This is a genomic window from Pseudomonas sp. AC112 (genome assembly GCF_979253545.1).
Genome location: NZ_CEEDCM010000001.1, coordinates 4,041,666 through 4,066,684 on the forward strand (window position 1 = coordinate 4,041,666; position 25,019 = coordinate 4,066,684).

Below are 25,019 nucleotides of genomic sequence, written 5' to 3' on the forward strand. Positions count from 1 at the left end.
AAAAAGCGCCAGCCCTTTGAAATAGAGGGTTGGCGCCGTTTTAACCTTTAGGAGCCGGCTTGCCGGCGATGAGGCCAGAAAGATCACCGGCGTGCTTGAGGCCGCAATCGCCGGCAAGCCGGCTCCTACAGAGGTGGGTTAGTCGATACCGACAAAGCCTCCGGTCTGATGCTGCCACAACCGCGCGTACAGCCCGCCATGGGCCAGCAACTCGGCGTGGCTGCCGCTCTCGGCAATCTGACCTTTCTCCAGCACCACCAAACGGTCCATCCGCGCGATGGTCGACAACCGGTGCGCAATCGCGATCACCGTCTTGCCCTGCATCAGGGTTTCCAGGCTTTCCTGGATCGCCGCTTCTACCTCCGAGTCCAGCGCGGAGGTGGCTTCGTCCATGATCAGGATCGGCGCGTCCTTGAGCAGCACGCGGGCGATGGCGATACGTTGACGCTGCCCGCCTGAGAGTTTCACCCCGCGCTCACCCACGTGTGCGTCCAGCCCGGTGCGGCCTTCAGCGTCCGACAGCAATGGGATGAACTCATCGGCACGCGCCTTGTGCACCGCGGCCCAAAGCTCTGCGTCGGTGGCGTCGGGCTTGCCGTACAGCAGGTTGTCGCGGATCGAGCGGTGCAGCAGGGACGTGTCCTGGGTGATCATGCCGATCTGTTCGCGCAGGGTTTCCTGGGCGACCTCGGCGATGTTCTGGCCGTCGATCAGGATGCGCCCGCCTTGCAGGTCGTAGAGCCGCAGCAGCAGGTTGACCAGGGTCGACTTGCCCGCGCCGGACGGGCCGATCAGGCCGATCTTCTCACCGGCCCTGATCTCAAGGTTCAGGCCGCCAATGATCCCGCTCTTCTTGCCGTAGTGGAAATCCACCTGCTCGAAGCGCACTTCGCCCTGGGGCACGCTCAGGCGCGGGGCATTGTCGCGGTCGATCACCGCCAGCGGCTGGGCGATGGTTTTCAAGCCGTCCTGCACCTGGCCGATGTTTTCGAAAATACCGTTGACTACCCACATGATCCAGCCGGACATGTTGACGATGCGGATCACCAGGCCGGTGGCCAGGGCAATCGCACCCACTGAGATCAGCGACTGCGTCCACAGCCACAGGGCCAGGCCGGTGGTGGTGACGATCAGCAGGCCGTTCATGGTGGTAATCACGATGTCCATGCTGGTGACCACCCGGCTGGCCAGCTGGGTTTTTTCGGTCTGCTCGATAATCGCTTCCTTGGCGTATTCCTGCTCGTACTGGGTATGGGCGAACAGCTTCAAGGTGGTGATGTTGGTATAGCCGTCGACGATACGGCCCATCAGCTTGGAGCGTGCCTCGGAAGAGATCACCGAGCGCTCCTTCACCCGTGGCACGAAATAGCGCAGCGCCAGGCTGTAGCTGATGATCCAGGTCACCAGCGGGATCATCAGGCGCCAGTCGGCCTCGGCAAACAGCACCAGGGAACTGATGGCGTAGATCGCCACGTGCCAGATTGCATCCACTGCCGCCACCGCCGAGTCGCGCAGGGAATTGCCGGTTTGCATGATGCGCTGGGCGATACGCCCGGCGAAGTCATTCTGGAAGAAATTCAGGCTCTGCTTGAGCACGTAGCTGTGGTTCTGCCAGCGGATCAGGCTGGTCATGCCGGGGCTGATGGTCTGATGCACCAGCAGGTCATGCAGGGCGCCGAAGATCGGGCGCAACAGCAGGGCGACCACGGCCATCCAGATCAGCTCGGTGCTGTGCAACTGGAAGAAATTCGCGGGCGGCGTGCCCTGGGCCAAGTCAATGATGCGGCTCAGGTAGCTGAACAGCGCCACTTCAATGAGTGCACCGATCAGGCCCACCACCAACAAGGCAGCAAAATGCGGCCACACCTGGCGCAGGTAGTAGAGGTAGAAGGGCAGGACTTTATCGGGCGGGGCGGCGCTGGGGGCGTCGCGGAAAATATCGATCAGTTGTTCAAAACGACGATAGAGCATTAGGTATGACACCCGCAGGGCGGGCTCTCCTTTCAAATGCGCGCGCGGCCTTGTGGGCTGCGCGCGGAACTACCTGCTACCTCAATCGATGCGCTTGGCCGACTTGATGTACACAGGATCGATTGGCACGTTCTGCATGCCCTGCTTGGTAGTGGTCTGCGAATTGACGATCACATCCACCACGTCCATGCCCTTGACCACCTTGGCGAACACGGCGTAACCGGCATCGCGGCCCGGGTCGAGGAAGGCATTGTCGGCGACGTTGATGAAGAATTGGCTGGTGGCCGAATTCGGGTCGTTGGTACGCGCCATGGACAAGGTGCCACGTACGTTATGCAGACCGTTGCTGGCTTCGTTCTTGATCGGGTCCTTGGTCGGCTTTTGGGTCATCGCCTGGGTGAAGCCGCCGCCCTGGACCATGAAGCCTGGGATGACGCGGTGGAAAATCGTATTGGTGTAGAAGCCGCTGTCGACATAGGCCAGGAAGTTCTTGGTGCTGATCGGCGCCTTGACCGGGTCCAGTTCGATCTCGATGTCGCCGTTGGTAGTCGTGATCAGGACGTGAGGCGCCTTGGCGGGTTCAGCCGCCATCAGGTTGGCAGCGAACAAAACAGAACCGGCAAAGAAGGCGATTTTTTTCAGCATGGGTCAGTGATCCTGGGTAGTGGTTTCGACTGTCTTTAGAAATTCGAGCAGGGTTGCGTTAAAGACTTCGGGTTGGTCCAAGGGCGTGGCATGGCGGGAATCTTCGATCACCACCAGTCGCGCATCGGGGAGCAGTTTTACATAGTTTTCTTTTTGCGCCACGGGGGTGTAGTCGTGGTCGGCGCTGATGACCAGGGTTGGACAGGTGATCCTCGAAAGTCGTTCCTGCACGCCCCAGCCCACAATCGCATCGAAGCTGGCGAGATAAGCACGTTTGTCGTTCTTTGCCCAGCGTTCGGCCATCTTGCGGCGCAGGTCGGCCTGGTGTGGCTTGGGGAACAAGCGGTCGCCCAAGGCCTTACCGATGGTGTTCAGGCTGAGCACGCGTGCCAGGCTCCAGCGTTTGGCCCATTGCCAGTAATCATCGGCACTGCGCACCTTCACCTGCGGGGCGCTGTTGACGATACACATGCTCTTGACGAGCGCGGGTTCATCCACTGCCAGCTGGAAGGCGATCATGCCGCCCATGGACAGACCCACCACATGGGCGGGTGGCAGGGCCAGGTGTTCGATCAGCGCGAGCAGATCAAAGGTGAAGCCCTGGATGCTGTAGCGCTCGCGCGGTTTGTCCGAGCGGCCATGGCCACGCACGTCCACTACGATCAGGCGGTAATGCCTTGCCAGCACGGGCACCTGCAGCTCCCAGTCCTGGCAACTGGAGCCCAGGCCGTGGATCAGGATCAGCGGCGTGCCGTGGCCGTATTCCTCGTAGTGCAGGCTGCATCCTTCATGGTCGAACCAGGCCATGCATGAACTCCGTTTCAGGCTTGCTGGGGGGCGGCGAAAGGCGCGTCCAGTGGGGCAGTATCAAAGGTGCGCAGCAGTTCCACGAGAATCTGCGTCGCCGGGCCCAGTGGCTTGTCTTTGTTCGAATACAGGTAAAACGTCGGGTTGCGGCTTCCGCCTTTTTCCAGCGGGAGCTGTTTGAGCAGGCCCTCCCTGAGTTCGCGTTCGATCAGGTGGCGGGGTAACCAGGCGAAACCCAGGCCACTGCTGACAAACGTGGCGGCGGTGGCGAGACTGCCGACCGTCCAGCGCTGCTCGGCGCCGAGCCAGCCCACATCCCGCGGTTGCTGGCGGCCGGAATCGCGAATCACCACCTGCATCTGGCTTTCCAGGTCCTGGAAACTCAGTTCGCGGTTAAGGCGATGCAGCGCGTGGTCGGGATGGGCCACCGCGACGAATTCCACGTCGCTCATTTCCGTGCCCAGGTAACCGGGGATGATGAACCCGCTGATGGCCAGGTCGGCCATGCCATCGAGTAACAGTTCCTCGACGCCGGACAACACCTCTTCACGCAGGCGCACGCGGCAACCGCGACTTTGCGGCATGAATGCAGTAAGCGCCCGCACCAGGCGCGCATTCGGGTAGGCCGCGTCCACCACCAGGCGCACCTCGGCTTCCCAGCCCTGTTCCATATGGTGGGCGAGGTCTTCCAACTGGCTGGCGTTTTTCACCAACTGCCGGGAGCGGCGCAACAGCACTTCACCGGCGTCGGTGAGCACCGCCTTGCGCCCATCGATGCGTAACAATGGCACGCCGAGCTGGTCTTGCATGCGGGCCACGGTGTAGCTCACCGAGGACTGCGAACGGTGCAGCGCTTCAGCCGCCTGGGCGAAGCCTCCATGGTCGACCACGGCTTGCAGCGTGCGCCATTGATCGAGGGTAACGCGGGGCGCTTTCAAGATGGGTTCCTCTTGTCCTAAGCTGACAGTCCTTATTGGAGACTGCCGAATGAGAAAATTCTGTTGTGTGTTGCTGGCGCTGCTGCCGATGAGCGCGTTTGCCTACCCCATCGACGTGACCAAAAAGATCGACGGTGTCAGCATCGACTACACCGCCTCCGACGTGGACGGCGATATCAGTTCGATCCAACTGAATAACTACGGCACCCAGGATGCCGTTTGCTCGGTAACCTTCACCAACGGTCCGGAATCGCCGCGTCGCAGAACGGTCACGGTGCCGGCAGGCAAAAGCACTAACACCACGGTCAAGTTCAACCGCGCGATTATCAAGATGCGGATCGCACTGGCCTGCACGCCGAAGTAAGCGACAGCGGAGCATGCTCCGCTTATAAACAAATTTATAGATTGGTTATAGCAGTTTTTTGCGCTTTTTTATCGAATCCGCTCTGTCTACTCTTCACTCCATCGACTTACAGCAATTACAGATGGAGCCTACATAGCCATGTCCAATGTTCTGATCATCGAAAGCAGTGCCCGCCAGCAGGATTCGATTTCCCGCGAATTGACCCAGCAGTTCATCAGCCAATGGCAGGCCACCCATCCCGCCGATCAGATCACCGTGCGTGACGTCGCCCTCAACCCGGTCCCGCACCTGGACGCCAACTTGCTGGGCGGTTGGATGAAGCCTGCGGATCAGCGCAATGAACAGGAGCAAGTCTCCCTGGATCGCTCCGACGAATTGACCCACGAACTGCTGGCCGCCGACGTACTGGTAATGGCCGCGCCGATGTACAACTTCGCCATCCCCAGCACCCTCAAAGCCTGGCTGGACCACGTGTTGCGGGCCGGTGTGACGTTCAAGTACACCGCCACCGGGCCACAAGGTTTGCTCACCGGTAAGCGCGCCATCGTGCTCACTGCGCGCGGCGGTATCCATACCGGCGCGAGCTCCGATCACCAGGAACCGTACCTGCGTCAGGTCATGGCCTTTATCGGCATTCATGACGTCACTTTCATTCACGCCGAAGGGGTGAACCTGAGCGCAGACTTCCAGGAAAAGGGCATCAACCACGCCAAGGCGTTGCTGGCCCAGGTTGCCTGATCCTTTAATCGCCAGATAATCCCGCGATGTTTATCTAGCCCCACGCAAACCCTTCAAGTACGCGTAACGAACCTCCCTTTGCACTTTTGCTCCTGAGTGCTCCTGCCCGACTGACGCTTTAGCGAGGTCGGGTTTTTTTTGCCCCGAGTTTCTTCAACCGCCGAAAACCTTTAATGTCCCGCCCATTCGAAACGAGGCGCGCATGGGCTACTTACTGGTTGTCACCCTGATTCAGGCATTTTCCTTCAGCTTGATCGGCGAATACCTCGCCGGTCACGTCGACAGCTACTTCGCCGTGCTGGTGCGCGTGTTGCTCGCCGGGCTGGTCTTCATTCCGTTGACCCGCTGGCGCTCGGTGGAGCCGGCCTTCATGCGCGGCATGCTGGTGATCGGCGCGTTGCAGTTTGGCGTGACCTACGTGTGCCTGTACCTGAGCTTTCGTGTGCTCACGGTGCCGGAGGTGCTGCTGTTCACCATCCTCACGCCACTGCACGTGACCCTGATCGAAGATGCCCTCAACCGTCGCTTCAACCCCTGGGCGCTGATCGCCGCGCTGGTGGCGGTGGCGGGCGCGGCGGTGATCCGCTTTGACCAGATCACCCCGCACTTCCTTGGGGGCTTCCTGCTGCTGCAACTGGCCAACTTCACCTATGCCGCCGGGCAGGTGATGTACAAGCACCTGGTGGCGCGTTACCCCAGTGACCTGCCGCACTACCGGCGCTTTGGTTACTTCTATGTGGGCGCGTTGTTGGTGGTGTTGCCGGCGTTCCTGCTGTTCGGCAAAGCCAACTACTTGCCCGACGCGCCGCTGCAATGGGGCGTGCTGGTGTTCCTCGGGCTGGTCAGTACGGCGCTGGGCATGTACTGGTGGAACAAGGGCGCCTGCCTGGTCCAGGGCGGCACCCTGGCGGTGATGAACAACCTGCATGTGCCGGTGGGCTTGCTGCTCAACTTGCTGATCTGGAACCAGCATGAACCGCTGGGTCGCTTGGCCTTGGGTGGGTTGGTGATTGTGGGGGCGGTGTGGATCAGTCGATTGGGGGTGCGCAAACAGCCGGTACTGCGCTGACCCCCCTTGTGGGAGCGGGCTTGCTCGCGAATGCGGTGTATCAGTACCAGATTGACTAGCTGAAACACCGCTTTCGCGAGCAAGCCCGCTCCCACACAAGCCCACTCCCACAGGGGGACTGGTGTCAGGCAGATTTGTTTTCCTGCGTCGGCAAATGACTGGCGCCGAGCAAGGCCGGTAGCATCCCAGCCCTTAAATCATTACCACTTGGCTGCTGATACAAGCTCAAGCCAAACTCCGGCAATACCGCCAGCAGATAATCAAAAATATCCCCCTGGATCCGCTCGTAATCCGCCCACGCCGTGGTGCGGGTAAAGCAGTAGATCTCCAGCGGCACGCCCTGGGCGGTGGTCTGCATCTGGCGCACCATGCAGGTCATGTTTGGCTGGATATCCGGGTGGCTTTTCAGATAAGCCAGGGCATAGGCGCGGAAGGTGCCGAGGTTGGTCATGCGGCGGCGGTTGGCCGACAGCTGTGCGCTGTGACCCTGGGCTTCGTTCCAGGCTTTCAGCTCGGCCTGCTTGCGACCGATGTAGTCGGTGAGCAGGTGCACTTGGGTCATGCGCAGTTCTTCGTCGTCGCGCAGGAAGCGCACACCGCTGGCGTCGATGTAGAGGCTGCGCTTGATGCGGCGCCCGCCGGAGGCCTGCATGCCGCGCCAGTTCTTGAACGACTCGGACATCAGCCGCCAGGTGGGGATGGAGACAATGGTCTTGTCGAAGTTCTGTACCTTGACCGTGTGCAGGGTGATATCTACCACGTCACCGTCGGCGCCGACCTGGGGCATTTCGATCCAGTCGCCGACCCGCAACATGTCGTTGCTGGTCAACTGCACGCTGGCGACGAACGACAGCAGGGTGTCCTTGTACACCAACAGGATCACCGCCGACATCGCACCCAGGCCTGACAGCAGCAACAGGGGCGAGCGATCGATCAGGGTGGCGACGATGATGATCGCGCCAAACACGAACAGCACCATCTTCGCCAACTGCACGTAGCCCTTGATCGAGCGGGTGCGGGCATGTTCGGTGCGGGCGTAGATGTCCAGCAGGGCGCTGAGCAGGGCGCTCATGGCCAGCACCAGGAACAGGATGGTCAGCGCCAGGGCCACGTTGCCGATGAACAGGATGGCGGTCTTGCTCAGGTCCGGCACCAGGTACAGGCCGAACTGGATCACCAGGGACGGCGTCATCTGCGCCAGGCGATGGAAGACTTTGTTGTGCCGCAGGTCATTGAGCCAGTGCAGCGCAGGTTGCCGGCCGAGCAGCTTGACGGCGTGGAGGATGAGGTAGCGCGCCACGCGCCCGAGCAACAGGGCCACCACGAGCAACACCAGCAAGCCGAGGCTGGCATGCAGCAGCGGGTGTTCATCGAGGGCGCCCCAGAGGTCCTGGGCGTTGAGCCAGAGCTGTTTGATATCCATGGGTGAAACCGATTCTTCTGTGGGACAAGACGGGGCGATTAGAGCATTTAAGTGCATCAAAGTTGACGTCATGGACAAATGTCCTGACAAAAAAGCGGTTCAATAGCACCGTTCGCGTAAAGAAACTCGGTTTGGACGCCCGAAACCGGTACCCTATGCAGCTGATTTTTTGTATTTCTTCGAGGTAGCACCCGTGTTTTCCCAATTCGCCCTGCACGAACGCCTGCTCAAAGCCGTGGCCGAGCTTAAATTTGTCGAGCCTACGCCTGTGCAAGCAGCGGCCATCCCGCTCGCGCTCGAAGGGCGTGACCTGCGGGTGACGGCTCAAACCGGTAGCGGCAAGACCGCTGCTTTTGTCCTGCCTGTGCTGAACCGCCTGATCGGCCCGGCCAAGGTTCGCGTCAGCATCAAGACCCTGATCCTGCTGCCGACCCGCGAGCTGGCCCAGCAGACCCTGAAGGAAGTCGAGCGCTTCTCGCAGTTCACCTTCATCAAGTCCGGCATCATCACCGGCGGTGAAGACTTCAAGGTCCAGGCCGCCATGCTGCGCAAGGTGCCGGACATCCTGATCGGCACGCCGGGTCGCATGATCGAGCAACTCAATGCTGGCAACCTCGACCTCAAGGAAGTCGAAGTGCTGGTGCTCGACGAAGCTGACCGCATGCTCGACATGGGCTTTGCCGACGACGTGCAGCGCCTGGTCGGCGAGTGCGTCAACCGCCAGCAGACCATGCTGTTCTCCGCCACCACCGGCGGCTCCACCTTGCGCGAGATGGTCGGCAAGGTGCTGAACAACCCTGAGCACCTGCAGGTCAACAACGTCAGTGACCTGAACGCGACCACGCGCCAGCAGATCGTCACCGCTGACCACAATGTGCACAAAGAGCAGATCCTCAACTGGCTGCTGGCCAACGAGACCTATCAGAAAGCCATCGTGTTCACCAACACCCGCGCCGCCGCTGATCGCATCTACGGCCGCCTGGTGGCCCAGGAATACAAGGCGTTCGTGCTGCACGGCGAGAAAGACCAGAAGGACCGCAAGCTGGCCATCGACCGCCTCAAGGCGGGCGGTGTGAAGATCCTCGTTGCCACCGACGTCGCCGCGCGCGGCTTGGACGTGGACGGCCTGGACCTGGTGATCAACTTCGACATGCCCCGCAGCGGTGACGAATACGTGCACCGTATCGGGCGTACCGGGCGCGCCGGCAACGATGGCCTGGCCATCTCGCTGATCTGCCACGGTGACTGGAACCTGATGTCGAGCATCGAGCGCTACCTCAAGCAGTCGTTCGAGCGTCGCACCATCAAGGAAGTCAAAGGCACCTACACCGGGCCGAAGAAGGTCAAGGCATCGGGCAAGGCCGTTGGCGTGAAGAAGAAAAAGACTGACGCCAAGGGCGACAAGAAGAAGACCGGTGCCAAGTCGCCGACCAAGCGCAAGATCGCCAACCGCCCGAAGACTGACAACCTGTCGCTCGTCAGCAAGGACGGCATGGCACCGCTCAAGCGCCGCAAGCCAGAAGCACCGGCTGCCGAATAAGGCTCGGGTGATGTAAAAAAACCGGACGATTGTCCGGTTTTTTATGCCATCAGTTTTGAGTTTTGGCCGCGGCTTCCTTGAGTTCCTTGAGGCGGGCGTCGATGAGCTGACATTTGTCGGGGAACTCAGCGCTTTCCGTATCCAGGTCCATCTTCTGCAGCTCGTCGTTCATCTCCTTGGCCTTGGTCGGGTTCTGTTCAGTCAGCTTGGCCACTTCCTGGGCCAGTTGTTCGCGCTTGGTTGTGGCCTCGTCGGGCGTGCAGGCCCAGGCGGGCAGCGCGCTCAACAACGCAGCGGCGATGGCCAGGTTCATCAGGGTTTTCATGGTAGACCTCCTTGGCGGTTATGTGCTGTTGAGGCTGCGAACGTCTGGAAAGTTCAGAGAAATGACGTCTGTCTATTAGGCTGAACGGCTACTGACGCGGCCTGTCACAACCTTGACGGGCTACTTTCCACCAGCCTGCAGGAGGAATCAGGATGACGACTTACAACTGGGATTTGATCGAACGTCTGCTGCATGAAGTGCAGAACGGCGAGGGCAGCTTCGCCCCGCGCAAATACGCCGAGCAGGAAGCGGCCGAGAAGGCCACGGCGGGCGAGTCCACCGGCAACCTGGACGCACTCAAGAAGACTGCGGCAGATTATGAAGCGCTGCTGTTCAAGCGTGGTTTTATTGAATCGCGCCCCGAGGAAGAGGGCGGTAATGGCGAAAATTTCATCCTGACGGCGCTGGGTGCGCAGTTGCTGGCGCTGATCGACAGCTCGATTCCGGGCAATGATCACCCGCGCCAGGTGCTCGATGAGCAGGCGGATGCGCTGGATCCGGCGACCTTTGCCGAGGTGGCTTCCAAGGCTCAGATTGCCTGATCCATTGCCTTAGAGTGCGGCGGCCTTGAGGCATTTAAGTGCCTTGAAGTCGCTGCGTACACCGTCGATTTTCTGCGTCAGTTTCAGGCGCTGTTGCACGGTACTTTCCGCCATAAGGTCCACGATCAGGCTGCGCGCCGCGGCTTCGGTCTGTGCATAGGCGACGCGGTACTCAGGCGTCCATAGGCTTTCCCGGTCTACCAGTAATTGCTGCATTTTCTGCGGGAAGTCGGTGCTCTTGCGTTGTTTCACGGCGTCGATAAATTGCGCCTGCCAATGGGCGCGGTTGCCGATCCATTGCTGGTTTTGCTCACCTAGGCTGATGGACCAGGCCGTGACGCGGTTTTTCTGGCTGTCGCTCAGCGGACCCATCCATGCATCCAGGCGCTTATTCATGCGCTCGGCGCGTTCCTGGATCTGCTTGGCAAGTGATGGCTTGAGGTAGTCGTCCTGGCGTTTGCGCAGGTCCTTGGCCAGGGCGTCATTCATTTCCTTGACCTGCTGATCGTCCAGCCCCTGCAACAATTCGATGGCCGACGGCGTAATTTCGCGGGCGACTTCGGCGATGGCCGTTTTGGCTTCGGCGGTGCGGGCCTGCAAGGCGGCGTCGGTGACCTGGTTGTCGTCGACCATCTGTTGCAGTCGGTCCAGCCAATCCAGGTAGCCCGGCAATTGCGTGGTGCAGTGCCAGGCCAGGTGCTCCTTGAGTTTGTCGTTGAACCAGCTCTTCTGCCCGGCGTTCATGTCCAGGTAGTCATTGAGGGTCCAGGGGATGATCACGTCCAGGTTGCGATAGGCCAGGCCTACGCGATTACAGCCAGCGAGCACCAGGCTCAGGGTCAGTAATACCACCAGTAGTTTGAGCCGACGCAGCATGGGCGGGTCCTTCGCAATGTGGGTTATTGCATGTGAACCTGCGCCGGGTGCGACAGTTCAGCCCATTAATAAAACGACCGCACCGCCTTCAGCGTCAACAGGCCATCGCATTGCGAATTGTGTCCGGAATACGCCGAGCAATCCCCGCCGCTGAGGCTCGAGTCGCTGTAGATAAGATCCAGGTCAACGCCCATCCACTCTCTGGAGAATTGCACCGACCAATCGCTGAAGGTGCGAATGGAGCCGCCTTCCACCGAGACCGGGGTGCCCAGCTGATGAGTGGTGTATTTCATGCTGACCCCGATGCCAAAAGGCTGAGTGCCGCCCAGGTCGGCAAACAGGGTGCTGTCCTGGCGGTCCGGGTCATTGCTGAAGGACGCGCCGAAGCGATTGCCCAACAGGTTCAGGCCGCCGTAGAACTCCTGGCTGTCGAGGGGGCTGAGCTTGGGGTAGCTGTAGTGGATCAGGCCGACTTCGTAGCCCAGGGTCTGGTCGAAGGGATGTTTGAAGCCCATGTAAGAGTCGACTTCGAGATTGCTGGACGAGGACAAGCCCATGTTCGGTGAGAACTGGCCGAAGTACAGGCCGCTGTCGTGGCTCAAGTCGAGACCGCCGTGGAACGAGTCACTGCCGGGAGAGGTTGGCTTGACCAGACCCTGGGCCATGCTGCGACTGGGAGTCGTGCCCAATTTCAGGTCGAAGTCGCCCAATTCGCGCTGGAAAATCTGCGCTTCGGCGAGTGGGCTGGCCACCAGGGCTCCGATCAGGAACATGCAGGATTTGAACATGCTTCACTCCATGAAAAGCGAGGAGCAGTGACGGGGAAAATCGGGCAGATGCCCGTGCTAGACGTGTGCAAGCATACCGGCGAATGCCAGGAGATGAGGCCCGTTCGTCGATTAGCGTGGTTGTGGGATGGCTGGCGAGGGTGTTTCGGGCTCTAGTCCTAGCGCCTTGAAGGCAAGACGCTTAGGGACCAGGGGTATTGCGCAGTATTACTTTTTACCCAGGCTGATCTGCTTGGACGGGCCGAATGTCTGGCCACTGACGCCCTTGGCAATTTGCTGGATTTCGCCGCCGGACTTGAGGAATGCCGCAATCTGGCTGTTGATCGACTCGCTGGTTTCAACGGCGGGAGCTGGCTTTGCTTTGCTGTTGGATGCTTTTACGCGCATGGCGGCCACTAACCTGTAGAAAATTAACTTGGCCAGGCATCGTACAGGAAATACTTGACAATTGCTTGGTAAATATCCCCCGGGAATAAGTGTTGGGGTCGAAAATAGCCAAAGTTTATTTTTGAAATAAGCCTCTAACTTGCTGTTTTAATTCGAAACGACGGGGGTGGAGGGCGGTTGGCAGCGCCGGAAAATTCAGTCCAGTGATCGGACGAGCGGGGCAGTGCCATCGGAAAGCCACGCCAGGCCGCGATTTTTCAGGCGCGCGCGCGTGGCAGGCGCAACTCGGGTAGAATGCCGCCCACGTAATGAGGGTATTGAACATGGCTTTAGTCGGGCGCTACAACAGCTTGCAAGTGGTTAAACACACTAACTTTGGTTTGTACCTGGACGGTGCGCAAGACGGGGAAATCCTCTTGCCTAATCGGTATATTCCCAAAGATATTCCCAGTGAAGATGAAGACTGGCTTAACGTTTTCATTTATCTGGACAGCGATGACAAACTTATCGCCACTACTGAAAAGCCTAAAGTTCAAGTGGGTGAGTTCGCCAGTTTGAAAGTGGTGGAAGTCAACAGTATTGGCGTGTTCCTCGACTGGGGTTTGCCCAAGGACTTGCTGTTGCCGTATTCGGAAGAAAAACGCCAGTTGAGCGCCGGTGAATACTGTGTGGTGCACGTGTACCTCGACAAGCACACCAAGCGCATCACCGCCACCGCACGACTGGATCGCTACCTGGACAAGACCCCCGCCAACTACCAGGTGGGCCAGGAAGTCGACCTGTTGGTGGCCGAAGCCACTGACATGGGCTTCAAGGCGATCATCAATAACAAGCACTGGGGCCTGATCCACAAGAACGAAGTGTTCAAGTTTCTGCGCCCGGGCAAGGAAGAAAAAGGCTTTATCAAAGAGATCCGTGCCGACGGCAACATCAGCCTGAGCCTGCAACCGGTTGGGCAGGAAGCGGCGTCCAGCCTGAACTCGAAGATCCTCACCAAGTTGCGCGAAAACAACGGCACCTTGCCGGTCAGTGATAAAAGCGATCCGGCGGTGATCAGTAACTTGTTCGGCGTGAGCAAGGGCAACTTCAAGAAAGCCATTGGTGCGCTGTATAAGCAAGGCCAGATCGTGATTCATGCGGACCGCATTGAACTAAGCTGAGTGCGGTTTGCTCTTCTGTAGGCGCTAGGCTTCCACCTCGCTCCTACAAAGGGCTGCACCCATGTCGAAAAAATCGTTGTTCGCCTTCCTCGGTACCCTGCTCGCGTTTCTGCTCCTCGACGGCCTCTGGCTCGGCATCTTGATGGGCTCCACCTATAAATCGCTGCTCGGCCCATTGATGCTCGACCAACCACGGCTGTTGCCGGCGGTGTTGTTCTATCTCCTCTATGTCATCGGTTGTGTGGTGTTCGTCGTATTGCCCAGCGCCAGCTGGCAACGTGCGGCCCGAATGGGCGCGTTGCTCGGCCTGGTCGCCTACGGCACGTACGACCTGAGCAATTGGGCCACGCTGCAAGGCTGGTCGGCCCAGCTGGCGGTCATGGACATGGCCTGGGGCACGTTCCTGACCGCCGCGTGCTGCACGGTGGGTTACCTGTGTGCACAACGAGTGCACCGCTGATTGTGTACAGGATGTACATGCACCGTTGCTGAGCGTAGCCCCACCTTTTAACCCTGTATCCAACCTTTTGGAGCAGCGTGCCAGAGGGATTGCGCTCAATTGGCACGCATTCTGCTGACTATCTCGTATACAAACCATGCCGCCTCCCGTATGCACCCTGCGACGGTAGCGCAGGCCGGTATTTCGAGGAGCCCAGCGATGTCAGAACAATTGCCCAAAGGCTACAGCCCGCGCCTGTATAACCAGGACTTGGGCCCACTGCCGCAAAAGTGGAACTGGTACAACATCTTTGCATTCTGGATGAGTGATGTTCACAGCGTTGGTGGCTATGTGTTTGCCGCCAGCCTGTTTGCCCTCGGTCTGGCCAGCTGGCAGGTGTTGATCGCCTTGCTCGTGGGTATCTGCATCGTGCAGTTGATCGCCAACCTGGTGGCCAAGCCCAGCCAGCAGGCAGCGGTGCCTTATCCTGTGATTTGCCGGCTGGCGTTTGGGGTGTTCGGTGCGAATATTCCGGCGGTGATTCGCGGTTTGATCGCTGTGGCCTGGTATGGGATTCAAACGTACTTGGCCTCGAGTGCGTTGATCATCGTGGTGCTGCGTTTCTTCCCACAGATGGCGGTGTATGCAGAGCCACATTTTGCAGGCCTGTCCTACCTTGGCTGGTTTGGTTTCCTCAGCCTGTGGGTGCTGCAAGCGGCGGTGTTCTGGGCGGGCATGGAGTCCATCCGCCGTTTTATCGATTGGGCGGGACCGGTGGTGTATGCGGTGATGTTTGCCCTGGCGGGCTGGATCGTGTGGAAGGCCGGTTGGTCAAACATCAGCTTCACCCTGGCGGAGAAGTCGCTGTCGGGCTGGCAAGCATTTGGCCAGGTGATTGTGGCCACGGCGCTGGTGGTGTCGTATTTCTCCGGGCCGACCCTGAATTTCGGCGACTTCAGCCGCTACTGCCGCAGCATGCAGGATGTGCGACGCGGCAATTTCTGGGGGCTGCCGGTGAATTTCCTGGCGTTTTCCCTGGTGACGGTGGTGATCGTCTCGGGCACCTTGCCGGTGTTCGGTGAAATGCTGCATGACCCGATCGCGACGGTTTCGCGCATCGATAACAGCATGGCCGTATTGCTGGGCGCGTTTGCCTTTGTCACGGCAACCATCGGCATCAATATTGTCGCCAACTTCGTTTCGCCGGCGTTTGACTTCGCCAACGTTGCCCCGAGCAAAATCAGCTGGCGCGCGGGCGGGATGATCGCTGCCGTGGCGTCGGTCTTCATCACCCCGTGGAACCTGTTCAACAACCCGCTGATGATCCACTACACCCTGGATATCCTTGCAGCTTTCATCGGGCCGCTGTTCGGGATCCTACTGGTGGATTTCTACTTGATCAAAAAACAGAAGATCGACGTGGATGCACTGTTTGACGACAGCCCCAGCGGGCGTTACTACTTCGACGGCGGCGTGAACTGGACGGCGGTCAAGGCCCTGGTGCCCGCGACGCTGGTTGGCGTCGCGATCACCTTCACCCCGGCGCTGCAGGGCATGGCCAACTTCGCCTGGTTTACCGGGTGCTTCCTGGGTGGGCTGTTTTTCCTGGTGCTGGCACGGCGTGAACAGGTGCGTGTGCCTGCGCCGATGGTTGCCGGCTGACCAACACCGAGCCTGCCACCAACAAGCCGGCGCCGGCGGCGACCAGCGCCGGTTGCAGGCCGCCGCTCAGGTGGCTGCTGACCGACGCCAGCAACGGGCCACTTAACTGGCCGATGGCGAAGCTGGCGGTCAGTAGACCGGTGCTGCGTTGGTAGCCATGGGGGGCGACGTCCCGCAGGCGTGCCATCACCAACTGCATGCACGCCAGGAACGGGCCGCCACACAGCAATACCCCGAGTGCCAGGCCCCAACCATTGCCCAGCAGGCAGGCAAACACCCCGGCTGCTTGCAGCCACAGGGTGGTCATCAGCCACCGGCGAGTGGTGTCTGGATCCTTGCGGCGCAGGGTTGCCACCCCCACACCTATCGCCGCTGCCAGGCCAAAACACGGCCAGAACAGGTCGGCCTGCCAGGCGCCCTTGAATTGCGCGCTGGCCATCTGCGACAGGAACGTTGCCGGGATGATATAGCCAAGGCCGTACAACACGTAGATCCAGCACAAATGCGCAATGCTGCCATTGCTGCGCGCGTCGGAGTGGCCGGCTACGGGGCTTGCGGCGGCAGACGGCTTGGGCAGGAACGGCAGAATCGCCAGCAACATCACCAGCGCCACCACGCCGTACACCAACCACAGGGTGGCCGAGTTTTGCCCCAGCAGGTTGGCGCCGAGCGCCAATAACCCGGTCAGCAGAATCCCCAATCCGGGCCCGGCGAATACCAGTGCGCCCAGGCGCGGACGCCCGGCGGCAATCGCCAATGGTTGGCTCAGGCTGGTAATCATCACCAGGGCCCAGGCACTCGCGACCCCGGTGCCGAAGCGTAACAACAGATGCGGCCAGAACCCATGGGCCCAGTACGACGCCAGGGTCAACAGCACACACAGCCACAACCCGCCATACAAGCGTCCACGCACGTGGTGATGACTGCGCGCAAAGATCGAATCCACCGCCCCGACGAAGTAACCCAGGTAATTGGCGGCGGCAATCAGGCCGGCGCCGGTCAGGTCGATCTGCCCTTCACTGAGCAGATGGGGCATTTGTGGGGTAAGGGCGAAGCGGCCAATGCCCATCGCCATCATCAAGGCGACAAAGCTGGCAAGTAAGCGAATCAACGGGGACATGGTCTGGCTTCCTGCGGATAAACGAATACCTTCAGGCTAAAGCCGATTGACTTTCTGTAAAATTGAATAATAGTGAGTAACTTGTTCTGTTTTGGAGAAAGGTATGGAGTTCAGTCAATTGCGCATCTTCCAAGCCGTGGCGGAAGAGGGCTCCATCACGCGCGCGGCTGACCGTTTGCACCGGGTGCCGTCCAACCTGTCAACGCGCCTCAAGCAAATGGAGGAACAACTCGGCGTCGAGTTGTTCGTGCGCGAGCGCCAGCGTTTGCAGCTTTCTCCTGCGGGCAAGGTGTTGTTGGACTACAGCACCCGTCTGCTGGCGCTACACGACGAAGCCCACGGTGCCGTGCAAGGCGGGCAGCCGGCGGGTGATTTTGTCCTGGGCAGCATGTACAGCACGGCAGCGGTGCATTTGCCGAAGCTGCTGGCGCGTTATCACAAGGCTTACCCGATGGTGAACCTTCAGGTGCAATCGGCGCCCAGCGGCGAGTTGCTCGAAGGTTTGATTACCGGTCGCCTGGATGCTGCCTTTGTGGACGGCCCCATCACCATCGCCTCCCTGGACGGGGTGGCCCTGTGCGAGGAACGCCTGGTGCTGATCTGTGAAGCCGATCACCCGCCGGTGCGCGGGCCGCAGGATGTGGCGGGCCGCTCAGTGTTCACCTTTCGCCGCAGTTGCGCCTACCGCACGCGCCTGGAAACCTGGTTTTCCCACGAGCGGGTGGCCATGGGGCGCGCAATTGAGATCGAATCCTACCAAGGCATGCTCGCGTGTGTGATCGCCGGATCCGGGGTGGCGTTGATGTCCGAATCCATGCTCGCCAGCCTGCCAGGCAAGGACAGCGTGTCCGTTCATCCGCTGACAGGGCCTTTTGCCACTGCTACGACCTGGCTGATGTGGCGAAAGGGTATGCTCGGCGCTAACCTCAACGCATGGATCGACCTGCAGCAAGAGGGCAAGGCCGAGGTCCTGCAAGACACACGTGCGATTGCTTGAACGATCCGTCAGGATTTGGATCAATTCAGTAATAGTTCGTTGTGGTTTCGTTCAAGCAATGCGTAGGACTTAGGGCTACTATCAGTGTAGGAAAGGGCGACAGAACTTGCGCCTACCAGCATTACCCTCAAAGGGGGCAACCATGAAAGAGAAAATTCAAAACTGGCTCCATGATCTGGGTGTTGCACTGGGCTTGATCGAGCCTCCACTGCAGCCTGTGCCGATTCGCACGGATGACGAGCAACGTCGTCCACGTCGGCGATAAACTGCAGTCTTTATAACGCCTCAGAATCCATGTGGGAGCGGGCTTGCTCGCGAAAACGGTGTGTCAGCCGATGAAAAGTTGACTGATACGCCGCGTTCGCTGGCAGGCCCGCTCCCACAGCTCTTTTGCATCAGGCAAAAGAAATGTGCGACAGCTGTCGCCGCTCCCTGCTTCCGCACAGGGCTGTATTTCCGTCTAACTCATCCTTGACCCTGAACATCGTCGGAAAGGGACTGCCTGTCAGTCGGAATCGGCTGACTTATCTAATTCTGGAAATACGCATAGCTTGAAACTCAAGCGCCTCTTCGTAGCGCCCCAACTTTATTGAGTTCCTCTTTTCGAGGGGTCACTCATTCAGAAATGTTGGAGACACAGCTATGTCACTCTCTTCAGTTCCGCCTGTTGCCGTGTCACTCATCGCCACCACCGAAAGCATTTTACATATCGCACCTGCATCAAGAGGCTGGAAGGCTGACGCACCCAGCAACGTAGTGTTTCTTCCTCAAACATTGACCAAGCAAACTCTGCTCATGCAGATCGGACTACTGCGTCCATCAACGCTCATTGTGGGGGACCAAGTCATTGATGCAGACGTCATTGAGCAGTGGCGTACCTCCCATCCCTTTGGAGACCTCTCTTTGGTTCGCAGGGGCACGAGTCTGGATAAGGTGCGGCTGGACTTGTGTGAGTCCAACGATATTCGAGTGTTCAATACACCGGGGGTCAACGCACCGCATGTTGCTGCCTATATCGCGCATTGGTTGAAACAGGCCGATGGCTCCTTACCGCTTGATATCTGTGTACTGGGATACGGCAATGTGGGTAAAGAGCTTGTCAAATTGTTGCTGGATCGAGATCCGGATGTTCGGGTCAAGGTGTTGGGTCGACAAGGCCGCTCACCGGCCAATATCGACAGTCGCGTGTCATTTGTGACGGACTGGTTCGAGGCGTTGGAGGGTGCTTATGCTGTTGCCCTATGTGTATCCATGAATGATGAAACCGCCCATCGCATTGATCAAGCCCTGATTCAAAGCCTGCACCCACACGCTCGCTTGGTGTGTGTCGCCAAACCGGATGTCTTCACTGATGGTGCTGTGCGGGCGCTGGCAACGTCTGAAAATATCCAGTTGGTATTGGACTATGGGCCTGGGACACTGGATGCGTTTCGAATGCGCGCACAAGCGCTCGGATGCGGTGTCGCCACATGGCGTAAACCCGCGACGCTGACTACGCAGGCGGCAACCACCGAAGCCTGTCATTGCGACCTTGACTATGCGGTCTCGGTTCAGCTCAGCTTGACTGCCTTGCGCGGCATTGTCAGGCGCAAACTTGCCCAGTCATTGATTATCCCCTCTCAACAGGCTTATGCCGATGCACCGCGTGTGTCTATCATCGGCAGAGGTATCAACGGCCTGCTGCAAGCCTTGATGTTCCGCCTGGCAAATTATCGGGTCACCGTATACGGAGGAAATCAGGCGAGCGATGGAGCTAGTCATAAGCCTGTAAATATGCGGCATCTGTCAGCAACGGAGACGACTGCAAAGCCGCTGCAAAACGACCACCTGACTCCTGGTAATCAGTATTTGGCCGTTGAATGCAATCGTGCGGGCATTGAACTGTTTGAAAAGCTTCTGGCCGACAACCCATCGCTGGGCCGATTTGTGCAGTCGCGGATCGTACGAGCCTATAGGAATGATGCCAGTGGTGTGGAGGTCGCGATCCAAGAGCAACGCGATATCGAAAACAGGCAATGGCCCAGTGGCAAACAGGGAGGTGGACTTGCTGAGATCAGTCCACTGCAATTCCAAGAGCGTTATGGGGTCCCTGGGATTGGGCGGGCTATTGAGGTGTCGGGCTACGATCTGGAATTCAGCCATCTTATGGAGGAGGTCGGGGCGCTTTTGCTGCGTTCCGGGGTTCAGTTCCTCCCCGGCCACCTGAGTGCGGTTCAAATTGCCGAGTTGAGCAGAGAGCACTTCGTCGTCACTGCCATGGGCGTAGAGGGGCCAGAGGCAATCGCGATCATCGGCTGGTTTTTCAAGTTACGTGCTATCGGTAATGAGGGTGCCGAAATGCGTGGGCTCAAGCTTCAGTACGACTTACCAATCGGCGTCATGAATTGCCGCTTGGATGGGGATTACATCCTTGTCTCCGGTGGGCAGGTTCCACCTGATTCGACGTTGGAGTATAAGGAGCAGATATTGGCGGCGTGTCGGGCCGCTGTTTCCCGGCACTTTCCAAAGTCCTATCGCGGGGCGGTCGAGAGTGGTGACTTGCATATTATCGAATGTGCCCGGCCCGGCACCTCAGATGGACTTTCAATAGTTTGTTGGTCTGCCTACAACCAAATTGTGGCCGGGGCAACCTATGCCGGGGGCACTACGCAAGGGTTGTTATGGGCCTGCCTAGTCCAGGAAATCATCCAGGCAAAAGCTTCTGCAAGTTCGGCAATGTACTGATAAAAAAAACGGGCACGACATCCGACGTCGCGCCCGCTGAAGAAACCGCTCTAAAACCCGTTGTATCTCAAACCGCGCTGGCCGCCACACCCGCTGGCCGGCGCGACAACAAACTCACCACCACAAAACTCACCAGCCCTACCGCCAGGCTGTAGTAGATCGGTGTGTTCGCGTCCAAGCCATCCTTGATCATGAACACCAGTGCCGTCACAAAGCCCAGGGTCATGGACGTGATCGCACCCGAGGTGGTCGCGCGTTTCCAGAAGATCGCGCCGATCAACGGGATCAGCATGCCGCCCACCAACAAGTTGTAGGCCAAGGTCAGGGCGCTGATCACATCGCTCACTACCAGTGCGATCCCCAGCACGGCAATGCCGGTCAGCATCGTGAACAGGCGGTTGATGGCCAGGCTCGACTGTTTGCCGCCACGCAGGCGCGGCAGCAGGTCTTCGGTCAGTACGGTGGAGGCGGCGAGCAGGCCGGCGCTGGCGGTGGACATCATTGCTGCGAGGGCGGCGGCAATCACCAGGCCACGAATGCCGTCCGGCAGCGAGGCTTTCACGATAGCGGCAAACGCGTTGTTGACGTTATCCAGGTCCGGGATAAGGACATGCGCCGCCATGCCGATCAGTGCACAGGCCAGGCCGTAGAGGATGCAGTAGAAACCGGCGAACGTGCCTGCGTACTTGGCGACTTTTTCGTCACGGGCGGTGAACACGCGCTGCCAGATGTCCTGGCCGATCAGAATGCCGAAGAAGTAGATCATGAAGTAGGTGATGATCGTGTCCCAGCCGATCGCGGTGAAGCTGAAGCTCGACGCCGGCAGCTTGGCCACCAGTTCGTCCCAGCCGCCGACGCGGTACAGGCAGATCGGCAGCAGGATGAACATCAGGCCAACGGTCTTGATCACGAATTGCACGATGTCGGTGAGGGTCAGCGACCACATGCCGCCGATGGTCGAGTACACCACCACCACGCCACCGCCCAGCAACACCGAGATCCAGAACGGCAGGCCGAACAGCACTTGCAGCACGGTGCCGATGGCCAGGATCGAGGTCACGCCGATCATCAGTGCGTAGGCCAGCATGATCACGGCGCTGGCCTGGCGGGCCATGGGGTTGTAGCGTTTTTCCAGTACCTGGGTCACGGTGAAGATCTTCAGCTTCAGCAGCGGCTTGGCCAGGAACAGGTTGAGCGCAATGATGCCCATGCCCAGCGCGGCACACAGCCAGAAGCCGGAGATACCGTGCACATACCCCAGTCGCACGGTGCCGACGGTGGACGCACCGCCCAACACCGTGGCGGCCATGGTGCCCATGTACAGTGACGGGCCGAGGTTGCGCCCGGCTACCAGGTAGTCTTCGTGGGTCTTGGCGCGGCGCATGCCGTAATAGCCGAGCACGAGCATGCCGGCGGCGTAGATGAGTACGACGAATAAATCCAAAGCCATGACGGCGAGTCTCCGATTATCGTTTTTATGGGGATCAGGCGGCTTGTTGCAACGCCGGTTTAACGCGCGCATCCGTGCGTTTGCTGCGGGGATCAGTCGGCCCGTACACGGCCGCCGGTTCCGGGAATACGCGAAGCAACGTCAGGTACACCACCGACGCCAGCCCCAGCGTCACTGGCAGGCTGATATCAATCCCATCGGCCAGGTTGCCCAGCGGCCCGACAAACTGCCCCGGCAGGTTGACGAAGCACAGGCCCACCAGCGCACTCGGGATCCAGGCCCCCAGCCCGCGCCAGTTCCAGCCATGGCTGAACCAGTAGCGCCCGCCGGTTTCACCCCGGGTGAATACTTGCAGGTCATCCGGGCAATAGAAGCCGCGACGCACGATCAGGCCGATGATCATCATCACCATCCACGGCGTGGTGCAGGTGATGATCAGCACGGCGAACGTCGACACGCTCTGCACCAGGTTGGCGGCGAAACGTCCGATAAAGATGAAGGCAATCGACATCACCCCGATCAGCAGCGTGGCCTTGACCCGCGACAACAGGCGCGGGAACACGCTGGACATGTCCAGCCCGGTGCCATACAGCGAGGTGGTGCCGGTGGACATGCCGCCGATCACCGCGATCAGGCACACCGGCAGGAAGAACCAAGTCGGCGCCACCGCCAGCAAACCGCCCACATAGTTGTTGGCAGCGATGTAGTCCGGTGCCTTGATCGCCACGATGGTTGCGGTGGCCAGGCCGAAAAGAAACGGGATCAACGTCGCGATTTGCGCCAGCACCACCGCCAGCATGATGCGCATTTTTGGCGTCTCACGCGGGATGTAGCGCGACCAGTCACCCAGGAACGCACCGAAGGAAATCGGGTTGCTCATGGCCACCAACGCGGCGCCGATGAAGGCCGCCCAAAAGCCGGCCTGGCCCATGGCTACAGTGCCCGCGAAGTGGCTGTCGAACGCCGGCGCGAAGGCGAAGATGCCCAGCAGAAACAGCAGGCTCGCGGCCCATACCGCAATGCGGTTGACCCACAGCATGAAACGAAAGCCATAAATGCATACGGTGAGGACGAGCAGGGCGAACAGGCCATAGGCCAGGCCCAGGGTCAGGTCAGTTTCTGGCAGGCCAACCAGACGTTTCGCACCGCCCACCAGCGCATCACCCGAACTCCACACCGAGAGTGAGAAGAAGGCAATGGCGGTCAGCAGTGAGAGAAACGAGCCGACAATCCGCCCGTGCACACCGAAGTGCGCGCCGGATGACACCGCGTTGTTGGTGCCATTGATCGGCCCGAACAGGCCCATGGGTGCCAGGATCAGCGCGCCCACCAGCACACCCAGCACAATCGCCCAGACGCCGGCCTGGAACGACAAGCCGAACAACACCGGAAAGGAGCCCAGCACGGCGGTGGCAAAGGTATTGGCGCCGCCGAAGATCAGTCGGAACAGATCCTTGGGGCCGGCGGTACGTTCGTGGTCCGGGATCTGTTCGACCCCGTTGGTTTCTATCTTTCGAATACTTTTATCGTTGTTTTTATTATTCATGATCAGCTCCGATCACATTGGCTAAGGGGGCGGCAGCCCTTCCGGCATAGCGGACAAATGTTCGTGACAGGCCAGCCACAGGCCTTCTTGTTGTTCTGCGCCAAGCCCTTGCCGTTTGAAGACAATGGTCTCGCGTTCCTGGCTATTGAATTGCTCCCCGTTCATGCGCAGCTCGGTGGCCACGTCATGAATAAAAATCGCCACGTCACCCTGCAGGCTGACAAAGGCGTTGCTCGAGGTGCACGAGAGCACCTCGAACCCCTCGTCCCGGCGCCAGCTGTCCCACAACGCCTGGTAGGCATCGCGACTCAGCAGCGGCTGGGGGAGGGTGTAGAACACAAAGCTGGCGTCGGCCGTGAACGCGCCGAAGTAGGCGGCGCGGTCATTGCGGGCGAAGGCCGCCACCAGGTCGGCAGCGGCTTGCAGCACTTCGCGGGTGCTCATCAGCGATGCGCCACGCCAGGCAGTACGCAGAGCATTTCGTACAGCAGGTTGGCGCCCAGCAGCGAGGTGTTGCCGGTGGTGTCGTAGGGCGGCGAAACTTCTACCAGATCGCAACCAATCAGGTCGAGGCCCTGGCAACCGCGGATAATCTCGATCGCCTGGATGGTGGTCAGCCCGCCGATTTCCGGAGTGCCGGTGCCCGGCGCCCAGGCGGGGTCGATGCCGTCGATGTCAAAGCTCAGGTACACCGGGCCGCCGCCGACTTTTTCACGCACCTCGGCCATCAGCGGCGCGAGGGAGTGGTGCCAGCATTCTTCGGCCTGGACCACACGGAAGCCCTGTTTGCGGCTCCAGTTGAAGTCTTCGGCGGTGTAGCCCTGGGCGCGCAGGCCGATCTGCACTACCCGGTCGCAGTCCAGCAAGCCTTCTTCCACGGCGCGGCGGAAGGTGGTGCCGTGGGCGATTTTCTCGCCGAACATGTGGTCGTTCACATCGGCGTGGGCATCGATGTGCACCAGCCCGACCTTGCCGTGTTTCTTGTGGATCGCCCGCAGGATCGGCAGGGTGATGGTGTGGTCGCCGCCCAGTGTCAGGGGGATCACGTCGTGCTCGAGAATCTCGTCGTAGGCTTCTTCGATGATGCGCACGGCGTCGAGCAGGTTGAAGGTGTTGATCGCCACGTCGCCAATGTCCGCGACCGACAGCGAGTCGAACGGTGCGGCACCGGTGGCCATGTTGTAGGGGCGGATCATCACGGATTCGGCGCGAATTTCACGCGGCCCGAAACGGGTGCCGGCGCGCAGCGAGGTGCCGATGTCCAGAGGCACGCCGATAAAGGCAGCATCCAGGCCCTTGGCCGTTTGCAGGTGGGGAAGACGCATCATGGTGGCGATGCCGGCGAAGCGCGGCATTTCGTTGCCGCCCAGTGGTTGGTGGAAAATCTTGTCCACGGGATTGCCTCATCGTTGTTTTGTTTATTAGGGGCCGATTCTGCGAAATACGTGGAAACGAAAGAATCGGCAGGGGCAAATACTTAGTTCAGATTTTTCTAAACTATTGCCTGA

General features: G+C 59.7%; 25 protein-coding genes. 11 read left to right on the plus strand and 14 right to left on the minus strand.

From position 1 onward, the window contains the following. Positions 1 to 138 precede the first annotated feature (138 nt). The 4 genes from AC0IYN_RS18685 to AC0IYN_RS18700 form a co-directional block, all read right to left on the minus strand. On the minus strand, positions 139 to 1,971 hold the full coding sequence (locus tag AC0IYN_RS18685) for an ABC transporter ATP-binding protein (protein WP_457240116.1): 1,833 nt from the start codon (positions 1,969 to 1,971) through the stop codon (positions 139 to 141). Positions 1,972 to 2,052: 81 nt separating this feature from the next. After that, the gene (locus AC0IYN_RS18690) at positions 2,053 to 2,616 is read right to left on the minus strand and encodes a peptidylprolyl isomerase A (protein ID WP_010208614.1); all 564 of its coding nucleotides are present in this window, start codon (positions 2,614 to 2,616) and stop codon (positions 2,053 to 2,055) included. Positions 2,617 to 2,619: 3 nt separating this feature from the next. Next, positions 2,620 to 3,423 (minus strand): alpha/beta fold hydrolase, encoded by an 804-nt coding sequence (locus tag AC0IYN_RS18695; RefSeq protein ID WP_471842428.1) that lies wholly within the window; start codon positions 3,421 to 3,423, stop codon positions 2,620 to 2,622. A gap of 14 nt (positions 3,424 to 3,437) precedes the next feature. Beyond that, on the minus strand, positions 3,438 to 4,361 hold the full coding sequence (locus AC0IYN_RS18700) for a LysR family transcriptional regulator (protein ID WP_078049688.1): 924 nt from the start codon (positions 4,359 to 4,361) through the stop codon (positions 3,438 to 3,440). Positions 4,362 to 4,410: 49 nt separating this feature from the next. On the opposite strand from AC0IYN_RS18700, the gene AC0IYN_RS18705 reads away from it, so the two are divergent. From AC0IYN_RS18705 to AC0IYN_RS18715, 3 genes are all read left to right on the plus strand, one after another. Continuing rightward, entirely contained in the window at positions 4,411 to 4,725 is a 315-nt protein-coding gene (locus AC0IYN_RS18705) for a 3-phosphoglycerate kinase (protein WP_078049687.1), read from the plus strand. 138 nt (positions 4,726 to 4,863) lie between these two features. After that, positions 4,864 to 5,463 (plus strand): FMN-dependent NADH-azoreductase, encoded by a 600-nt coding sequence (locus AC0IYN_RS18710; protein ID WP_078049686.1) that lies wholly within the window; start codon positions 4,864 to 4,866, stop codon positions 5,461 to 5,463. 202 nt (positions 5,464 to 5,665) lie between these two features. After that, positions 5,666 to 6,532 (plus strand): carboxylate/amino acid/amine transporter, encoded by an 867-nt coding sequence (locus AC0IYN_RS18715; protein ID WP_406598592.1) that lies wholly within the window; start codon positions 5,666 to 5,668, stop codon positions 6,530 to 6,532. 124 nt (positions 6,533 to 6,656) lie between these two features. On the opposite strand, the gene AC0IYN_RS18720 is transcribed toward AC0IYN_RS18715, so the two are convergent. Next, the gene (locus AC0IYN_RS18720; RefSeq protein ID WP_100492368.1) at positions 6,657 to 7,955 is read right to left on the minus strand and encodes a mechanosensitive ion channel family protein; all 1,299 of its coding nucleotides are present in this window, start codon (positions 7,953 to 7,955) and stop codon (positions 6,657 to 6,659) included. Between the two features lie 193 nt (positions 7,956 to 8,148). On the opposite strand from AC0IYN_RS18720, the gene AC0IYN_RS18725 reads away from it, so the two are divergent. Continuing rightward, entirely contained in the window at positions 8,149 to 9,495 is a 1,347-nt protein-coding gene (locus AC0IYN_RS18725) for a DEAD/DEAH box helicase (protein ID WP_471842434.1), read from the plus strand. A 49-nt stretch (positions 9,496 to 9,544) separates the two neighbouring features. Here the strand turns inward: AC0IYN_RS18725 and AC0IYN_RS18730 are convergent, their stop codons facing one another. Further along, positions 9,545 to 9,820: a hypothetical protein gene (locus AC0IYN_RS18730; RefSeq protein WP_457240082.1), complete on the minus strand. Its 276-nt coding sequence runs from the start codon at positions 9,818 to 9,820 to the stop codon at positions 9,545 to 9,547. Between the two features lie 152 nt (positions 9,821 to 9,972). Here AC0IYN_RS18730 and AC0IYN_RS18735 point away from each other — a divergent pair, with 152 nt between their 5' ends. Continuing rightward, positions 9,973 to 10,362, plus strand: coding sequence for a hypothetical protein (locus tag AC0IYN_RS18735; protein ID WP_017134854.1), 390 nt, complete (start codon positions 9,973 to 9,975; stop codon positions 10,360 to 10,362). A 9-nt stretch (positions 10,363 to 10,371) separates the two neighbouring features. Here AC0IYN_RS18735 and AC0IYN_RS18740 read toward each other — a convergent pair whose 3' ends face one another. The 3 genes from AC0IYN_RS18740 to AC0IYN_RS18750 form a co-directional block, all read right to left on the minus strand. Continuing rightward, positions 10,372 to 11,238, minus strand: coding sequence for a DUF6279 family lipoprotein (locus AC0IYN_RS18740; RefSeq protein ID WP_471842439.1), 867 nt, complete (start codon positions 11,236 to 11,238; stop codon positions 10,372 to 10,374). A 65-nt stretch (positions 11,239 to 11,303) separates the two neighbouring features. Then, a complete protein-coding gene (locus tag AC0IYN_RS18745) occupies positions 11,304 to 12,026 on the minus strand; it encodes a TorF family putative porin (RefSeq protein WP_406598589.1) in 723 nt (240 codons plus the stop codon). Between the two features lie 207 nt (positions 12,027 to 12,233). After that, the gene (locus AC0IYN_RS18750) at positions 12,234 to 12,413 is read right to left on the minus strand and encodes a hypothetical protein (protein WP_003193095.1); all 180 of its coding nucleotides are present in this window, start codon (positions 12,411 to 12,413) and stop codon (positions 12,234 to 12,236) included. A 323-nt stretch (positions 12,414 to 12,736) separates the two neighbouring features. On the opposite strand from AC0IYN_RS18750, the gene AC0IYN_RS18755 reads away from it, so the two are divergent. The 3 genes from AC0IYN_RS18755 (at position 12,737) to AC0IYN_RS18765 (ending at position 15,674) form a co-directional block, all read left to right on the plus strand. Next, a complete protein-coding gene (locus AC0IYN_RS18755; protein WP_406598588.1) occupies positions 12,737 to 13,573 on the plus strand; it encodes a CvfB family protein in 837 nt (278 codons plus the stop codon). A 61-nt stretch (positions 13,574 to 13,634) separates the two neighbouring features. Then, on the plus strand, positions 13,635 to 14,033 hold the full coding sequence (locus AC0IYN_RS18760; protein WP_471842447.1) for a DUF2177 family protein: 399 nt from the start codon (positions 13,635 to 13,637) through the stop codon (positions 14,031 to 14,033). A gap of 198 nt (positions 14,034 to 14,231) precedes the next feature. Next, positions 14,232 to 15,674, plus strand: a complete 1,443-nt coding sequence (locus AC0IYN_RS18765; protein ID WP_406598586.1) for an NCS1 family nucleobase:cation symporter-1 — start codon at positions 14,232 to 14,234, stop codon at positions 15,672 to 15,674. Here AC0IYN_RS18765 and AC0IYN_RS18770 read toward each other — a convergent pair. Beyond that, positions 15,586 to 16,794 carry an MFS transporter gene (locus AC0IYN_RS18770; RefSeq protein WP_471842452.1) on the minus strand — a complete coding sequence of 403 codons (1,209 nt, stop codon included), beginning with the start codon at positions 16,792 to 16,794 and terminating at the stop codon, positions 15,586 to 15,588. The two genes, AC0IYN_RS18765 and AC0IYN_RS18770, sit on opposite strands and share 89 nt — an antisense overlap. Before the next feature lie 103 nt (positions 16,795 to 16,897). Between AC0IYN_RS18770 and ptrR the strand changes: the two genes are divergently transcribed. From ptrR to AC0IYN_RS18785, 3 genes are all read left to right on the plus strand, one after another. Further along, positions 16,898 to 17,791, plus strand: coding sequence for a putrescine utilization regulator PtrR (gene ptrR, locus AC0IYN_RS18775; RefSeq protein WP_078049676.1), 894 nt, complete (start codon positions 16,898 to 16,900; stop codon positions 17,789 to 17,791). Between the two features lie 142 nt (positions 17,792 to 17,933). Then, the gene (locus AC0IYN_RS18780) at positions 17,934 to 18,056 is read left to right on the plus strand and encodes a PA1414 family protein (RefSeq protein WP_003193089.1); all 123 of its coding nucleotides are present in this window, start codon (positions 17,934 to 17,936) and stop codon (positions 18,054 to 18,056) included. A 377-nt stretch (positions 18,057 to 18,433) separates the two neighbouring features. After that, entirely contained in the window at positions 18,434 to 20,515 is a 2,082-nt protein-coding gene (locus AC0IYN_RS18785; RefSeq protein ID WP_471842459.1) for an FAD-dependent oxidoreductase, read from the plus strand. Positions 20,516 to 20,582: 67 nt separating this feature from the next. Here the strand turns inward: AC0IYN_RS18785 and AC0IYN_RS18790 are convergent, their stop codons facing one another. From AC0IYN_RS18790 to speB, 4 genes are read right to left on the minus strand one after another with little or no spacing between them, the layout of a single operon-like run. Further along, positions 20,583 to 21,965: a sodium:solute symporter family protein gene (locus AC0IYN_RS18790; protein WP_471842462.1), complete on the minus strand. Its 1,383-nt coding sequence runs from the start codon at positions 21,963 to 21,965 to the stop codon at positions 20,583 to 20,585. Between the two features lie 34 nt (positions 21,966 to 21,999). Next, positions 22,000 to 23,511 carry a purine-cytosine permease family protein gene (locus AC0IYN_RS18795; RefSeq protein ID WP_406598580.1) on the minus strand — a complete coding sequence of 504 codons (1,512 nt, stop codon included), beginning with the start codon at positions 23,509 to 23,511 and terminating at the stop codon, positions 22,000 to 22,002. 21 nt (positions 23,512 to 23,532) lie between these two features. Beyond that, the gene (locus AC0IYN_RS18800) at positions 23,533 to 23,955 is read right to left on the minus strand and encodes a YybH family protein (RefSeq protein WP_406598579.1); all 423 of its coding nucleotides are present in this window, start codon (positions 23,953 to 23,955) and stop codon (positions 23,533 to 23,535) included. After that, entirely contained in the window at positions 23,955 to 24,905 is a 951-nt protein-coding gene (gene speB / locus AC0IYN_RS18805) for an agmatinase (RefSeq protein ID WP_021490873.1), read from the minus strand. The genes AC0IYN_RS18800 and speB overlap by 1 nt, the downstream gene beginning before the upstream one ends. Positions 24,906 to 25,019: the final 114 nt, after the last annotated feature.